The 16,256-nt window shown below is 61.5% G+C and carries 15 protein-coding genes; 14 read left to right on the forward strand and 1 reads right to left on the reverse strand.

Features of this window, described 5'->3' with window-relative positions; translation table 11 throughout:
* Positions 1 to 10 precede the first annotated feature (10 nt).
* The 9 genes from bamA (at position 11) to F2P44_RS08985 (ending at position 9,201) form a co-directional block, all read left to right on the forward strand.
* The gene (gene bamA / locus F2P44_RS08945; protein WP_167086336.1) at positions 11 to 2,344 is read left to right on the forward strand and encodes an outer membrane protein assembly factor BamA; all 2,334 of its coding nucleotides are present in this window, start codon (positions 11 to 13) and stop codon (positions 2,342 to 2,344) included.
* A 41-nt stretch (positions 2,345 to 2,385) separates the two neighbouring features.
* Positions 2,386 to 2,901 carry an OmpH/Skp family outer membrane protein gene (locus F2P44_RS08950; protein WP_167086337.1) on the forward strand — a complete coding sequence of 172 codons (516 nt, stop codon included), beginning with the start codon at positions 2,386 to 2,388 and terminating at the stop codon, positions 2,899 to 2,901.
* Between the two features lie 30 nt (positions 2,902 to 2,931).
* Positions 2,932 to 3,981 (forward strand): UDP-3-O-(3-hydroxymyristoyl)glucosamine N-acyltransferase, encoded by a 1,050-nt coding sequence (lpxD, locus tag F2P44_RS08955; protein ID WP_167086338.1) that lies wholly within the window; start codon positions 2,932 to 2,934, stop codon positions 3,979 to 3,981.
* A gap of 7 nt (positions 3,982 to 3,988) precedes the next feature.
* Positions 3,989 to 4,489, forward strand: a complete 501-nt coding sequence (gene fabZ, locus F2P44_RS08960) for a 3-hydroxyacyl-ACP dehydratase FabZ (protein ID WP_099878183.1) — start codon at positions 3,989 to 3,991, stop codon at positions 4,487 to 4,489.
* Entirely contained in the window at positions 4,490 to 5,278 is a 789-nt protein-coding gene (gene lpxA, locus F2P44_RS08965) for an acyl-ACP--UDP-N-acetylglucosamine O-acyltransferase (RefSeq protein WP_167086339.1), read from the forward strand.
* Positions 5,262 to 6,455 carry a lipid-A-disaccharide synthase gene (gene lpxB, locus F2P44_RS08970; protein ID WP_370662655.1) on the forward strand — a complete coding sequence of 398 codons (1,194 nt, stop codon included), beginning with the start codon at positions 5,262 to 5,264 and terminating at the stop codon, positions 6,453 to 6,455. The genes lpxA and lpxB overlap by 17 nt, the downstream gene beginning before the upstream one ends.
* Entirely contained in the window at positions 6,452 to 7,138 is a 687-nt protein-coding gene (gene rnhB, locus F2P44_RS08975; protein WP_167086341.1) for a ribonuclease HII, read from the forward strand. The genes lpxB and rnhB overlap by 4 nt, the downstream gene beginning before the upstream one ends.
* Complete coding sequence (locus F2P44_RS08980; protein WP_167086342.1) at positions 7,135 to 7,923, forward strand: TrmH family RNA methyltransferase; 789 nt, start codon at positions 7,135 to 7,137, stop codon at positions 7,921 to 7,923. Before rnhB ends, F2P44_RS08980 begins: the two co-directional genes overlap by 4 nt.
* 78 nt (positions 7,924 to 8,001) lie before the next feature.
* Positions 8,002 to 9,201 (forward strand): EAL domain-containing response regulator, encoded by a 1,200-nt coding sequence (locus F2P44_RS08985; RefSeq protein WP_167086343.1) that lies wholly within the window; start codon positions 8,002 to 8,004, stop codon positions 9,199 to 9,201.
* A gap of 7 nt (positions 9,202 to 9,208) precedes the next feature.
* Here the strand turns inward: F2P44_RS08985 and F2P44_RS08990 are convergent, their stop codons facing one another.
* A complete protein-coding gene (locus F2P44_RS08990; RefSeq protein WP_167086344.1) occupies positions 9,209 to 9,535 on the reverse strand; it encodes a hypothetical protein in 327 nt (108 codons plus the stop codon).
* Positions 9,536 to 9,913: 378 nt separating this feature from the next.
* Here F2P44_RS08990 and F2P44_RS08995 point away from each other — a divergent pair, with 378 nt between their 5' ends.
* From F2P44_RS08995 to F2P44_RS09015, 5 genes are all read left to right on the forward strand, one after another.
* A complete protein-coding gene (locus F2P44_RS08995; protein ID WP_167086345.1) occupies positions 9,914 to 10,390 on the forward strand; it encodes a DcrB-related protein in 477 nt (158 codons plus the stop codon).
* Positions 10,391 to 14,662 carry an RHS repeat-associated core domain-containing protein gene (locus tag F2P44_RS09000; protein WP_167086346.1) on the forward strand — a complete coding sequence of 1,424 codons (4,272 nt, stop codon included), beginning with the start codon at positions 10,391 to 10,393 and terminating at the stop codon, positions 14,660 to 14,662. It abuts the gene before it with no gap.
* A gap of 230 nt (positions 14,663 to 14,892) precedes the next feature.
* Positions 14,893 to 15,363: a hypothetical protein gene (locus F2P44_RS09005; RefSeq protein WP_167086347.1), complete on the forward strand. Its 471-nt coding sequence runs from the start codon at positions 14,893 to 14,895 to the stop codon at positions 15,361 to 15,363.
* A 4-nt stretch (positions 15,364 to 15,367) separates the two neighbouring features.
* Complete coding sequence (locus F2P44_RS09010) at positions 15,368 to 15,928, forward strand: group-specific protein (protein ID WP_167086348.1); 561 nt, start codon at positions 15,368 to 15,370, stop codon at positions 15,926 to 15,928.
* A 30-nt stretch (positions 15,929 to 15,958) separates the two neighbouring features.
* On the forward strand, positions 15,959 to 16,256 hold a 298-nt coding region (locus F2P44_RS09015; protein WP_502572629.1), incomplete at its 3' end, for a transposase.

Here is a 16,256-nt window from a genome sequence, read left to right on the forward strand (position 1 = left end):
AATAACCCCAATGAAATTAAATTCTGAACGTATTGCCTTGCCTTTCTTTCGTCGCAGCTTGATTTGCGCTGCCGTCCTGGCGATGTGCGCCGGACAAGCCCTTGCAGTGAACCCGTTCGTGGTCAAGGATATCCGGGTCGAGGGCATCCAGCGTACCGAAGCCGGTACCGTGTTCAGCTACCTGCCGGTGCGCGTGGGCGAAACGTTCAACGATGAAAAGAGTATCGCCGCCATCAAGGCGCTGTACGCGACCGGCTTCTTCAAGGACGTGCGCCTGGAAGAAGAAAAGGGCGTGCTGGTCGTGCTGGTCGAGGAACGCCCGGCGATCGCCACCGTGGACTTTACCGGCACCAAGGAATTCGAGAAGGACGTGCTGGTCAAGGCGCTCAAGGAAATCGGCGTCGGCGAGACCAAGATTTTCGATAAAGCGTCGGTCGACCGCGCCGAGCAGGAACTCAAGCGCCAGTACCTGTCGCACGGCCTGTACGGCGTCAAGATCACCACCACCGTGACGCCGATCGAACGCAATCGCGTCACCGTCATGTTCAACGTGGACGAGGGCGAGGTCGCGCGCATCAAGCAGATCAGCATCGTCGGCAACAAGACCTTCTCGGACAAGGAACTGCGCGAAGTCCTGCAGCTCGGTACTTCCGGCTGGTTCACCTGGTACACCAAGGCCGACCAGTATTCCAAGACCAAGCTGACCGGCGACATCGAGTCGATCAAGTCGTTCTACCTGAACCGCGGCTACCTGGAAGCGAACATCGAATCGACCCAGGTCTCGATCACGCCCGACAAAAAAGATATTTACCTGACGATCAACATCACCGAAGGCGAGAAGTACACCGTCTCCGGCATCAAGCTCGAAGGCGAAATGTTCGGGCGCGAGGAAGAGCTCAAGGAACTGGTGCGCCTGCGCGTGGGCCAGACCTATTCGGGCGAGCTGCTCACGGCCAGTAACAAGCTCATTTCGGACCGCATGGGCACCTTCGGCTATGCCTTCGCCAACGTCAATGCGAACCCCGAAATCGACCGCGAAAAGCGCGAAGTCGCGTTCACCTTCTTCGTCGATCCGGGCAAGCGCGCCTACGTGCGCCGCATGAACATCGCCGGCAACACCACCACCCGCGACGAAGTCATTCGGCGCGAGTTCCGCCAGTTTGAGGGCTCCTGGTACGACGGCAACAAGATCAAGATGTCGCGCGACCGCGTCGACCGCCTTGGCTACTTCAAGGACGTGACCATCGACACGCCGGAAGCGCAGGGCACCTCCGACCAGGTGGATGTGAACCTGACCGTGGTCGAAAAACCAACCGGTAACTTCCTGATCGGCGGCTCGTTCTCGCAGGCGGAAAAATTCACCTTCACGGCGTCGATCCAGCAAGCCAACTTTGCCGGCAGCGGCAACACGGTCGGCATCGACCTCAATACCAGCGATTACAGCCGCACGATCGCCTTCTCGCACACCAATCCGTACTTCACCGAAGACGGCGTGTCGCAGCAGTTCGAGCTGTACCTGCGCACCCTGAACCCGCCGGCGCTGAACATCGGTACCTACAAGGTCAAGCAGACCGGTGGGCGCGTCAGCTACGGCGTGCCGTTCTCCGAAACCGATACCGTGTACTTCGGCGTGGGCGTGGAACGCACCACCATCGAAACCGATGTCACCAGCCCGGTCCGCTACAAGGAGTATGTACGCCAGATCACCAAGATCGACACCGGCATCGGCAGCGCCACCACCAACGCCTTGCCGCTGACCGCAGCCTGGCAGCGCGATAGCCGCGACAGCGCCATCACGCCATCGTCGGGCCGCTACCAGCGCGTCAACCTCGAACTCGATGTGGTCGGCGACACCAAATACTACCGCGCGGTGTACAACCAGGAATGGTACCGTCCGATCACCAACAAGATTACCCTGGCGCTGCGCGGCGAACTCGATTACGGCCAGGGCATCAGGAAAAGCCCGTATCCGGTCTTCAAGAACTTCTACGGCGGCGGCATCGGTTCCGTGCGCGGCTACCTGAGCTCCTCGCTCGGCGTGGTCGATCGCAACGGCGACGCTGTCGGCGGCGCCAAGCGCCTGATCGGCAATGCCGAATTGCAGATGCCATTCCCGGGCAGCGGCGCCGACCGCAGCCTGCGCTGGTTCGGCTTTGCCGACGCCGGCCAGGTCTACGGCGAAGACCAGAAAATGCGTTTGAACGAACTGCGTTACTCGGCTGGCCTGGGCGTGAGCTGGATTTCGCCGGTCGGTCCGCTCAAGTTGAGTTATGCTAAGCCTTTGAACGCGAAACCTGGCGATCGCCTGGAACGCTTCCAGTTCCAGATGGGTACCGGTTTCTGATCGCACTACGCGAGCGTTTCCATTTTAGATTGCGGAGAACTATGTTGAACACTGTGACTGCCTCCTGGCCCAAGCACATCGCCTTGCTGGCGTTGTGCGCATGCTCGCTGGCCCAGGCGCAAAATGCGCCGAGCAGGATTGGCTTTGTTTTCACCGAACGCCTGATGACCGAGTCGAAACTGGCCAAGGCCGCCGATGCCAAGATCGAAGCCGAGTTCTCGAAGCGCCAGAAGGCCATCCAGGACACGGTCGCGCGCTTCAAGTCGATGGAAGCGAAGTTCGAGACCGACGCGCCCAACCTGCCCGAACTCGAACGCACGCGGCGCGCGCGCGAACTGCTCGACCTCGAAAAAGACGTGCAGCGCACCCAGCGAGAATTCCGCGAAGACCTGATCCAGCGCAAGAGCGAAGAGCGCGGCAATATCGCGCAAAAGGCGGGCAAGCTGATCGAACAGATCGCCGAGCAGGAAAAGCTCGATATCGTCTTGCAGGAATCGGCCTGGACCAGCCCGCGCATCGATATCACGGACAAGATCCTCAAGCTGCTCGACAAGTAAAATCACACCAACTCAAGACAGGAATCAAAGATGGGCACTCGACTAGGTGAATTGGTCGAACGCTTGGGAGGACAGCTGATTGGCGACCCGAATACCGAGGTATCCGGGGTCGCGCCATTGGCTGACGCAGGCGTTTCGCACATCAGTTATCTCAGCAACAGCAAACTGCGGGCCCAGGCCGCGCAGAGCGGCGCGGCGGCCATGATTGTCTCCGCCGCCGACGACGAGATTGTCGGAGCGACCTACCAGGGCGCGCGCATCGTCGCCAAGAACCCGCACGTCTACTTCGCTTACGCCGCCCAGTATTTCGCCTCGCTCGATCCGTTCGTGGCGCCGGCCGGCATCGACCCGAGCGCCAGCGTCGCGCCGAGCGCGAAAGTGGACCCGAGCGCGCATATCGGCCCGCAGGTGACCATCGAAGCGGGCGCCGTGATTGGCGCGAACGCCATCATCGACGCCGGCAGCTTTGTCGGACGCGACGCCGTCATCGGCGAAGGCACGCACCTGTTCGCGAACGCCACCTTCCATGCGCGCTGCCAGATCGGCAAGCGCGGCATCATCCATTCGGGCGCCGTGATCGGCACCGACGGATTCGGCTTCGCCAACGAGGGCGGCGTGTACATCAAGATTCCGCAGACCGGACGCGTGATCATCGGCGACGACGTCGACATCGGCGCCAACACCACGGTCGACCGTGGTGCCATGGCCGACACCATCATCGAAGACGGCGTCAAGCTCGATAACCTGATCCAGATCGGGCATAACTGCCATATCGGCGCGCACACCGCCATGGCCGGCTGCGTCGGCGTGGCCGGCAGCGCCACCATCGGCAAATACTGCACCTTCGGGGGCGCCGCCATGGTCTCGGGCCACATCACCATCGTCGACAAGGTGTACGTCACCGCCGGCAGCCTGGTGGCCAACTCGATCAAGGAAGCGGGCCAGTACACGGGCTTTTACCCGATCGCCAAGAACAGCGACTGGGAAAAGAACGCCGTCCTGCTGCGCAACCTGACGTCGATGCGCGAAAAAATCCGCGCGCTCGAAAAAGCCGTCAAGGCACTCACAGAACAAAAATAGAAGACATATGACCATTACCGACAACAAGGGCGTACCCGGCAAGACCCTCGACATCTGCCAGATCAAGGAATACCTGCCGCACCGCTATCCGATGCTGCTGGTCGACCGCGTGCTGGACTGGGAAGCGCACAAATCGATCAGCGCGATCAAGAACGTTACCGCCAACGAGGAATTTTTCAACGGCCACTTCCCGCACAAGCCGGTCATGCCGGGCGTGCTGATGATCGAAGCGATGGCCCAGACCGCGGCGATCCTGTCGTTCATGTCGATCGGCGTCAAACCCGACGCCAATTCGGTGGTCTATTTCGTCGGCATCGACAACGCGCGCTTCAAGCGTCCGGTCGGTCCCGGCGACCAGCTGCGCATGGATATTGAAATCGTGCGCTGCTCGCGCGGCATCTGGAAATACAAGGCTGTCGGCAGCGTCGATGGCGCCATCGCCCTCGAAGCGGACCTGATGTGCACCATCCGCAGCGCGAGCGACGCGAGCCAGCCGATGGGGAACTAAATGGCCACGATTCATCCCAGCGCCATCGTCGACCCGCGCGCGCAGCTAGAGAGCAGCGTCGAAGTCGGCGCCTTTTCGATCATCGGCCCGCACGTGTCGATCGACGCCGGCACGGTGGTCGGTCCGCATGTGGTCATCGAAGGCCACACCACGATCGGCAAGGACAACAAGTTCTTCCAGTTTTCCTCGATTGGCGCGCCGCCGCAAGACAAGAAGTGGGATGGCGAGCCGACCCGCCTGGAAGTGGGCGACCGCAACACGGTGCGCGAATTTTGCACCTTCAACACGGGCACCGTGCAGGATGAAGGCGTCACCCGCCTGGGTAACGACAACTGGATCTCGGCCTACTGCCACCTGGCGCACGACTGCCAGGTCGGCAGCAACACGATTTTCTCGAACAATGCCCAGTTGGCCGGGCACGTGGAAGTGGGCGACTGGGCGATCCTGTCCGGCTTCGCCGGCGTGCACCAGTTCTGCAAGATCGGCGCGCATGCCTTTATCGGCATGTACACCAGCCTGACCCAGGATGTGCCGCCGTTCGTGCTGGTGTCGGGCAATCCGGCGTCGGCCCATGGCGTCAACATCGAAGGCATGAAACGGCGCGGCTTTACCCGGCCGCAAATTGACGGCGTGCGCGCGGCCTACAAGCTGATTTACCGCTCCGGCATGACGCTGGAAGCGGCCAAGGCGGCCCTGGTCGACCAGCAGCATGAGTCGCCCGATGCGGCCGCCGATATCGGCGCCATGCTCACTTTCCTGGGCAGCGCGTCCCGTGGCATTGTCCGCTGATTCAGGGCGCGGCGCGTCGGCTGGCGCATCCGTAGCCCTGGTGGCGGGCGAGGTATCCGGCGACATGCTCGCCGCGCGCCTGCTGGCCGGCCTCGCGCCCCATCTTCCCGGCGCGCGCTTGCACGGCATTGGCGGTGCGCGCATGGCCGAACAGGGTTTTGTGTCGGACATCGAGATGGACCGCCTGACCGTGCGCGGCCTGTTCGAAATCATTCCCCGCTACCGCGAAATCAAGGGCATCCAGAACGCGCTGCGCGACCGCCTGCTGGCCGAGCGCCCGGACGTGTTCATCGGCGCCGACTACCCGGGCTTCAATCTTGGACTGGAACTCCAGCTCAAAGAGGCCGGGATTCCGACCGTGCACTTCGTCAGCCCGCAGATCTGGGCCTGGCGCGGTGGCCGTATCAAGAAGATCATCAAGGCCGTCTCGCACATGCTGGTGATCTTCCCGTTCGAGGAAGAGATCTACCGCAAGGCTGGCGTGCCGTGCACCTACATCGGCCATCCGCTGGCCGAACTGATACCCATGGAGCCCGACGTGGCGGCGGCGCGCAGCGCGCTTGGCATGCCGCAGGACGCGCGCGTGATCGCGCTGATGCCGGGCAGTCGCATGGGCGAACTCAAATACCTGGCCGAGCCCTTTGTCGGCGCGGTCAAGCTGCTGGCCGCGCGCGACCCGGACCTGCGCTTTGTCGCGCCCATGGCGGGCGAACGCCAGCGCCAGTATTTCACCGAGCTGATCGCCAAGGCTGGCTTGCAGGATGTGCGCATCGACCTGCTCGACGGCCGCTCGCACGAGGCCATTGCCGCCGCCGACGCGGTGCTGGTGGCGTCCGGCACGGCGACCCTGGAAGTGGCGCTGTTCAAAAAGCCGATGGTGATCGCCTATAAAGTCATGCGCGCCTCCTACGAGATCATGCGCCACATGGGTTACCAGCCCTGGATCGGCTTGCCGAATATCCTGGCGCGCGAATTCCTGGTGCCGGAACTGCTGCAGCACGACGTCACGCCGCAAAAACTGGCGGACGCCATGTGGGAACAACTTAACAACGTGGCCAACCGCAAACTGCTGGTGCAGCGCTTCACCGACATGCACCACAGCCTGCTGCGCAACAGCGCGCAGGAAAGCGCGGCCGCCGTCATGCGCGTCATCGCGGCATCGAAGAAGTCATCATGAGAACCAAAAAAGTCAATTTCTATCCTGGGCTGAAAAAGAACGCCTATCCGTTCACGCCCGAGGATATCGTCTGCGGCGTCGACGAAGCGGGGCGCGGGCCACTGGCCGGCCCGGTGTTCGCGGCCGCCGTGATCCTGCATCCGGACCGCCCCATCGAGGGCTTGCGCGACTCCAAGAAGCTCAGCGCCGAAAAGCGCGAGGCCTTGGCCCCGCAGATCAAGCAATACGCGCTGGCCTGGGCGATTGCCGAGTGCTCGCACGAGGAAATCGACAGCATCAACATCTTGCAGGCCACCATGCTGGCCATGCGGCGCGCGGTGGAAGCGCTGTCGACCATCCCGACCATCGCCCTGATCGACGGCAACCGCAGCCCTGTGATGCAGATCCGCTGCGACCCGATCATCGAAGGCGACGACAAGGTGCACGCCATTTCGGCGGCATCGATCCTGGCCAAGACCGCGCGCGATGCCGCCCTGGTGACGCTGCACGAACTCTATCCGCAGTACGGCTTCGACCAGCACAAGGGCTACGGCACCGCCATGCACCTGGAGCGGCTGCGCGAGCACGGCGCCTGCCCGGTGCACCGGCGCTCGTTCGCGCCGGTGCGCGCCACCTTGCCTGTCTCGGTGGCCAACACCATCGTCGGCATGGACATGTCGTTCGACTTCGGCGAGGCCGCATGAAAACCATCACCTCGCGCGACAATCCGCTCTATAAAGACCTCAAGCACCTTGCCGGCAGTTCGCAGGCGCGGCGCAAGGCCGGCCAGACCCTGCTCGACGGCGTGCACCTGTGCCAGTCGTACCTGGCGCTGCGCGGCGCGCCGCTGCACTGCATCGTCTCCGAAGGCGCGCTGGCCAACCCCGAAGTGGCCGATATCGTGATGCAGTGCGAAGCCGCGCGTGCCCATGTCAGCGCCATGCCGGACGCACTGTACAACGCCCTGAGCCAGGTCGAACACGGCGTCGGCCTGATGTTCCTGATCGCCACGCCGGTGCTGGACGCGCCGGGCGTGCTCACGGCCTCCGCGGTCCTGCTGGACAACCTGCAAGACCCGGGCAATGTCGGTTCGATCCTGCGCAGCGCGGCGGCGGCCGGTATCACCCAGGTCTATTGCAGCGGCGGCACGGCCTTTTGCTGGTCGCCCAAGGTGCTGCGCGCGGCGATGGGGGCGCACTTCGTGGTCGACATCCACGAAAATGTCGACCTGGCCGAACTGGTCAAGGCGGCCGCCATTCCCGTGCTGGCCACCAGCGGCTACGCCACCGACCGCCTGTACGATGTCGACCTGGCACGCCCGGTGGCCTGGCTGCTCGGGCACGAAGGGCAGGGCGTGGCGCACGACTTGCTGGCGTTGGCAACTCATCAAGTCGTGATCCCGCACCTGGGCCAGATCGAGTCGCTCAATGTGGCGGCGTGTGCAGCTGTCTGTTTTTTTGAACAGTTGAGGCAGATTCAATCAAAGTAAGGCGAAACAGTTTCTTGACAGCATAGACGACGCTGGGTTGTCGGGGTAAGGTCAATACCAGAACTTAGCGGAGGTATGATGGACATCGCCCACTTGCACTTTCTTGTCGCCGACGCCGACGCGGCCCAGCGCCAGATCCTGATCGACATGCTTGGCCGCCTCGGCGCCACCCGCATCAGCGCGGCGCCGGACGGCGAAACCGCGTTGCGCAGCATCGAAGCGCCGGCCGGGCCGCCGATTGACATTGCGATCATCGATCTGGGCCTGTCCGGGCGCGACGGACTTGAACTGATACGCGACATCACCGTGCTCAATGCCGGCACGCGCGCCATCATTACCGGCAGCTGCCATGCCAGCCTGCTGTTTTCGGTCGAAAGCCTGGCGCTGGCGTATGGCCTCGACCTGCTCGGCACCATCCCCAAGCCGCTCACCAGCGGCCATCTCGAAGCGGTGCTGTCGCACTACACGCCGCCGGCCGCGCCGGTGCTGGAGCGCCGCGTGCTGCCGCGTTTCAGCTTTGCCGAAGTGGGCGAGGGGCTGCAGGCGCGCCAGTTCGAGCCGTTTTTCCAGCCCAAGATCGAACTGGCCAGCGGCGAGGTGAAAGGACTGGAAGTGTTCGCGCGCTGGCGCCACCCGGAGCACGGGGTGCTGGGGCCGGCAGCCTTTATCGACGCGCTGGAACAGAACCAGCGCATCGACTTTCTCGACTGGACCATGATCGAGCGCTCGTCCGAGCAATGCCGCGCTTTCCTGGACAAGGGATTGCCGGCCGCGATATCGCTCAACATGTCGGCCGAAACGATCGGCCATCCCGATTTCCTGCGCCAGGTCAAAGTGTGCACCGACCGCCACGGCATCGCGCCATCGCTGCTCACCTTCGAGCTGCCCGAATCGGCGGTGCTGACCAACGACCCGAGCTTCCTGGAGCGGCTGCTGCGCCTGCGCATGATGGGCTACGGCCTGGCGGTGGACGATTACGGGACGGGGCGCTCGAATGTGCAGCAGCTGGCGCGGGTGCCGTTTTCGGAATTGAAGATTGACCGCAGTTTTGTCGATGGCGCATCGCGCAAGCGTTCGCTGGCCACGGTGCTCAGTTCCTGCCTGGGACTGGCGCGCAGCCTGGACCGCAAATCCTGCGCGGTGGGGGTCGAAACGCGCCAGGACTGGGACTTTTTGCAGGGCCTGGGCTGCACGTACGCGCAGGGCCATCACATTGCGAGGCCGATGGAGGCGGAACGCTTTCCGGACTGGCTGGCGGACTGGCGCCAGTTTTTCTAAAGTGCGCTCAGCGGGCGCGCCGGCGCACGGCCAGCGTGTGGGCCAGCCATAACAGCGCGGCGGGAAACAGCGGCACCAGGATGCAGGCGAGCATGCCTGCGACGAAGCCGCCGTCCATGTAGTTGATCCTCGCAGCAAAGCCGGAGACGACGGCGAGGTAGGCGAGCCCGTTGAGCAGCACGATGATGCCCGCGCCCAGCCAGCGGTTTCCCTTGCCCGCCACGGCAAGGAAGATGGCGGGGCCAATCGCCGACCCGAGCAGGAAATAGATCGCCGGTCCGAAGCGGATATGCAGGAAAAACACGCCGACCATCATCGACACCATCGTGCTCACGTGTACGTACCAGGGCAAGTAGCGGGGTGCGTCCGGCGCGCTGGCCGTGGGGATTTGGGCGTACGGATTCATCGTGTTATTGGCTAGTTATCGGCGCATGGGCCGGGATATCCAGCGGGTCGCTGATCTTCTGTGGAAAACCAATCGCCGCGTTTTGGAGAAAGTTTTTCAATGATAACATTAATTATCAAGATGATCATAAAAATGAGGCCAGCTGCGTGAGGTTTTTGCGTGGCGAGACAGGATTAACATATTAATATCAATTTGCTTCAAGGGTTATAATGCATAACCTTTTGAAAATATTGCCAAGCTTGCCGGCCGAATTCAGCGCCGATCCGATTTTCATCCCCTCCGATTCCATCAACCAGAGTCACTGCAATGAGCCAATTCAATCTCGACGAAGCGAGCTTCGATTTGCACCCTGATTTGAAAGACCGCACCGTCAATCAATTCATCATCAACGACAACGGACCGAGCGATTTCTCGTTCGTCATCTCGCGCGCCGAAGACTTCACCGAAACCACGGTCGACGCCTTCGCCCTTCGCCTTGCGAGCGAGCTGCGCAAAGCGTTGCCGAAATTTGAACTGCTCGGCAAGCGCGACCTGGTCGTGGACGGCTCGGCAGCAGTGGAATTGCACTACACCTGGCGCAATGGCGATAGCGAGATGCACCAGCGCCAGGTTGCCGTTTTTGTTCAAGCCGCCAGCGTCGACCGCAGCAAGGCATTGCTGCTGACCGGCACCAGTCACGGTGCCTTCAAGGACGAGTGGAATACGGCGTTCGAGACCATGCTCGGCAGCATGCACCTGCACGCGCCGGTGCCGGCCGCGGACCACGCTGCCCAGGAGTCCTGATTGAGCGCGGCGGCCGGACGGGTCGACGATCCCATCGCGCATACCCATGCGATAGGCGGTTTGATCGCCGGCCTGGTGATCGGCGCGCTGGCCGGCGCCTTCATCATTGGCACCGGTGGCCTGGGGCTGGTGGCGGTGGCCGCGGCGGTGGGGGTCACGGCCGGTGCCGCCGGCGTGGGGGAAGTGGTCGGTTCGATGAACGTGACGGACAAGATCTTTGGCGCCAACCTGACCGGGGTGGTCAAGACCGGCTCGGCGAACGTCTTTGCGAATGGCAAGGAGGCCGCGCGAGCCCACCTCTCCACGGCCCTGTGCGCCACCCATGGACCGGCTCCCCAGCTGGTCGTGCAAGGCTCGTCCACGGTGTTCGTCAACAGCCAGCCCTTCGCCCGCGTCGGCGACATGATCAGTTGCAGCGCGAAGATCCATGCCGGCTCGCCCAATGTCTTCGTCGGCGGCGCGACAATCACCACGGATATCGACCTGATCACGCCGGAAGTGCCGGGCTGGGTGCACACGACCCTGCTGGTGGCGGGATTGGCCAGCGCCACGATCCTGGCCGGCCCCCTGGTCGCCCTCGGCGGACTGGCGCTCGGCATGGCGGGCGGCAAGGGCGGTGAATACGTCGGCGGACTGATGTTCGGCGAAGGGTCGGACGGCCAGAAAGCCATGATGCTGGCCGGCAGCATGCTCGGCGGCGCCGCCGGCGCCAAGGGCGGCGCATGGCTCGGCAACAAGTACATTCCCACTCCGAGCACGCCGGCCATGGCTTTTGTCAAGGGCGGGGTACCTGGCGTCGCCAAATTCAACCCCGCCAACGAGCGTCCCAACGGGACGAAATGCAAGTGCGGCGATCCGATCGACGTCATCACAGGCGACGTCATCCTGGAACAAACCGACTTTGCCCTGGCGGGCGCTTTGCCCATCGTGCTGCGGCGCGTGCACACGTCCGGCAATCCAGTCGGCACGGTATTCGGCAAGGCCTGGGCCAGCACCTGGGGGCAATGGATCGAAGTGAAGGGCGACGCGGAACTGGTTTTCCACGCCGAGGATGGCGCATCGATGCGTTTCGACATGCCGGAGCCCGGCGCCAGCGTCACCCATGGCGTCTATCAGGCGTACAGCGTGAGCCGGCTCGACGGCCACTTCCTGATCGCGCAGCGGCATCAGCCCACCTTGCGCTTCGAGCAGCGCGATGCGACCCATTGGCATTTGTCGGCCATCACGGACCGCAACGCCAACCGGATTGCGCTGGTCTACGACGGTGCGGTGCTGGCCGAAGTGCGCCATAGCGGCGGCACGCGGCTCAAGATCGAGGCGAGCGAACACGCCATCACCCGCATCAGTCTGCTGCATGCGGATGGCGGACAGACCACGCTGGCCAGCTACACCTATCACGCTGACGGCGAACTGTCGGCCATCGTCAACAGCAGCGGCTTGCCGCTGACATACACCTATGACGGCGCCCATCGCCTGACCCGATGGCAGGACCGCAATGGCGTGTGGATCGGCTACCGCTACGACGCCAGCGGGCGCTGCGTACAGACCAGCGGCGGTGGCGGCGGCCATATGACCGGCGGCTTCGTCTACGACGATGCGTGCAAGGTCAACACCTACACAGATTCAATGGGGCACGCCACCGAATACCACTACAACGACGCCTGGCAGGTCATCAAGGAAGTCGATGCCCGCGGCGGTGTCAGCCAGTTCGACTTCGATGCCAACGGCAACCTGGTCGCCGCCTTCACGCCGGGCGGCGCGGTACTGCGCTGGGCCTACGATGCGCGTGGCAACATGGTCGGCCACATCGATGCGTTGAGCAAGGAAACCGTCGTCGCCTACAACCAGCTCGACCTGCCGGTGGCCGTGACCTCGCCCGACGGCAAGCGCGTCGAACGCGGCTACGACGAACGCGGCAACCTGGTCCGGGTAGGCGACAGCGGCGCGTGGACGCGCTTCGAGCATGACGCGCAGGGCAATGTGCTGCGCGTCGTCAATCCTGCCGGAGCGCAGGCCGCCTTCGCGCACGATGAGCGCGGGCTGTTGACCAGTGCCACCGATTGGCTGGGCAACCCGACCCGGATCACGCGCGACGCCTTCGGCCGCGTCAGCGCGCGCACCGACCCGCAGCAACATACCAGCCATTACGTCTACAACGTCGAAGGCTTGCCGCTGGAGATCACCTTGCCGGGTGGCAGCCGCCACCTTGCCAAGTATGATCCCGAAGGCAATTGCATCGCACGCACCGATGCGCTGGGCAACGTGACGCGCCACGCTTATGGCGCTTTCGACAGGCTGACCCAGACGACCGAGGCCAACGGCGCGGTCACGCGCTACGAATACGATACCGAGCTGCGCCTGAGCGCCGTCGTCAATCCCATGGGCGAGCACTGGACCTATCTCAGGAACGCCACCGGGCAAGTCATCGCGGAAACCGATTTCGCCGGCCGCACCGTTCAATACGAGGTCGACGCCGACGGTCTGGTGATCGGGAAACGCACGCCGTCGGGCCAGCACACGCGCTACCTGCGCAATCACGCGGGCCAGCTGCTCGAGCAGGTCGCCAGCGAGGGCAGCACCCGCTATGGCTACGATGCACTGGGGCGCTTGAATAGCGCCGTCAACGCCGACAGCGACATCCGCTTCGAGCGCGATGCGCAGGGCCGTGTGGTCAGGGAAACCCAGAATGGCCGCAGCATCCTCAGCGGCTACGACCTGATGGGCCGGCGCACCGAGCGCAGCAGTTCTGGCGGGCACAGCAGCGTGTGGGAATTCGACGCCAACAGCCTGCCGCTCGAACTGACCTTGCCGGATGCGCAGATGTTCAGCTTTCTTTACGACAGTGGCGGCCGTGAAACAGGGCGCCAATTGCCGGGCGGCGCGCGTATCGAGCAGGAATACGACCCGCTCAACCGCCTGACCCGTCAATGGACCGGCATCGCGGCGGACAAGGGCCGGCAGGCGCGCACGCTGCAGGAACGCGCGCTCAATTACGACGGCAACAGCAATCCGCGCAAGCTGGGCGAGCGCAGCGCCGGCGTGGTCGACATCGGCTACGACAGCGTCGGCCGGGTGACGCAAGCGAGCCGCGGCAATGGCGGTGAGCAATACGCCTACGATCTGGCAGGCAACCTGATCGATGCAATCAAGCAGAAGGCGCTGCTCGACACCGACGACGGCAACGCCGATACGCGTGGGCAACGCATTCATCAGCGCGGCAAGCTCATGCAAGCTGGCAAGGTCAAGTATGAGTACGACCCGGAAGGGCGCGTCACGACGCGTATCGAAGGTAAGCGCTGGGGCCGGCAACAGCACTGGCACTATGTCTGGAACAGCGAGAACCGCCTCAAGCGTGTCATTACGCCCGATGGCGATGCCTGGGAGTATACCTACGATGCCCTGGGCCGCAGGCTGACCAAAAAGCAGGTGCCGAGTGATCGCGCTGCGCGCTTTACGGAAGTGGAATACCTGTGGGATGGCCACACGGTCGCGGAGGAAAGGCGTTTTGGGCGTAAGCCGGACGGCAAGGGCGGATCGGACCTCGTCGAAGAGATCTGCGCCACCTGGGATTACGAGCCGGACAGTTTCAGGCCGCTCGCCAAGACCGAGACGATCCGGCGCAAGGGCAAGGAAACCAGCAAGACGTATGCGGTGGTTCTCGACCATATCGGAACGCCCAAGGAGCTGATCGACGCCGACGGTGGCATTGCGTGGCAGGCGAAAAGCAATCTGTGGGGCGAGATCGAGGAAACGACGGTCAGCCAGACCGACTGTCCGATCCGCTTCCAGGGGCAGTATTACGACGCCGAGTCGAAGCTGGCGTACAACTGGCATCGCTATTATGATGCGAGTACCGGGCGCTATCTGACGCTGGATCCGCTGGGCTTGGCGGGTGGGCCGAATCCGTATGCGTATGTGGATAATCCGCTGAGCTTTATTGATCCTCTAGGACTAATGAACTCGTGTCCAAAAGATTTTTCCAAACAAAAGCAAGCTGGACATGTGTTGGGGACTCCGCAGCAGGTGCAGCGAGCTAAAGCCAATAAACCGACGTCAGTTTTCGAAAGCTGGGAAGATGCAATAAAATATACGGTTGAGGCATCGGAAAAAGGAACACCGGTTCCTGGGCGAGACGGAGTGATGGATTATGAATTCGGTCACCCAATAGGGTTAGGGCCAAAGGGAGGAACGCAATCAAAGGTACGTGTTCATAAGGATGCAAAGGGAATGATTCATGGTCATCCTGCTGGGCCAGAAACGCCTCTGTTGTAGAAGGTGTATTGCCGAGGTCATGAAAGGCATGGTTTGGGTTGTTCTGCTGACTTATTTAACGCGTGCCAGAATTTAAATGGGTAATTTTAGTTGTTGCCGCGCCACGCTAAAAAAATTTTAACTTCATTATTTTTCGGATGTTTTTTTATCGATTGACTCTGGTTCTTGTTTGGTGAAGTGATTTGCTGGTCAGCGTTATTGATAGGGTGAATATCTATGCGGAGGATTCCATGAGTTTGGATGATCGTGACATTGGCGTGTTAATTGCGAGATTAATTGGTAAATATGGTTCATTGGATGATCCTCAATTCGAATTCGTCGAAGAAGATTTTGACGGGGAGGACGGAAGAAAATATTTGGCGATGTTTAATGAGCTAGGTGAAATAGATGAAGATACCGATATTAATGATGATGTCAGCTTTGGTTATTTGATAAAATGCGATGCTTGTCAGTTTTACGTAAGAATTTCCATGATCAAACCTTACGCATTTGTGCGAAATTTAGCAGATCGTAGTTTTTTACACGCTGAAAATCGCGGAACCAGTGAATGTAGTCGGCGGCTGGTTGATCTATTAATTGCAAAGGGGCTAGTTGTTCTGGGTAAAGACGATCTTATGAGAACGGTGCCTCTGAGGATAGACGGCGAAGAGCAAGTTAGCATCTTCCGAGCTTTATTTACTGATTCCTATTTCTATTCATGACAAAATGTTCAACGATGAGTTTGCAGCGATAGCTGACCTGCTCGATCAACAAAATGTGGTGGCCGTGGTGCGCTACAATGGAGCCATTCAGTGGTACTTATCAGATCGTGACAACTGGGTGCTTGACTGGAACAAGTGGTGGAGTGCGTTCGCCGCGGCGGGCCACCAGGTTCCAGCGTTGAGTGCGGCTGTTGCGCAACGATCAGGCATTGCGGTTGTTAACGAGGAGTCAGCCGAAGCTTTTTTAAACGCAAAAGAGGTTATCCCTCTGGATGCCGGTTTATTGCGGCAGGTTCTGCTGGAGTACTTTCCAAATGCGCAGTCGTGGTGGGAGGTGAGTTTTTTGTTTCCCGTTGCCTTCGTTGATTTCGATGCCAGGCGTTTTGCCGGTTTTTATCAAGATGGTCCACGGCTGGAACAGTACGTTCCAGACGGATGGCTAGGCGAGTTCGCCGACTTTGCCCATATCTACCGAGCCTCTTGCAAAACTAGCGGAACGGATGAAAATTGCTTGGCAGCGCAAGCGAAAAGGTGGGGGTGGGCGCCCATTTCTGGCATGATTTAGTTTCTAACGCTTAATCAAAACGCCCACACCATGAATGCTACCCGACCTGCTCTGATCATGCAACGCTGGAACGCGGTTCAATATGACGTGCTGCCGGAACTGTGCGCAGAACTGGGCGTCGTGACGCCGAAACTTGAGCGCATTATCTACGTTCTGGAGTGGGCGCGTATCGAGGAGTTCGCTGACGATTCCTGGGACGGCATCGGCCGACCGCCACATGTTCGGGCTTGGCTGGCGAATGCTTTCGTGGCCAAGGCGGTGCTGGGCATCACCACTACCGTCGGGCTGGTCGAGCGCCTGACCATGGACAAGACCTTGCGGCGCATTT

Origin of the sequence: Massilia frigida (assembly GCF_011682175.1) — a bacterium.
Lineage (GTDB): Bacteria > Pseudomonadota > Gammaproteobacteria > Burkholderiales > Burkholderiaceae_D > Telluria_A > Telluria_A frigida.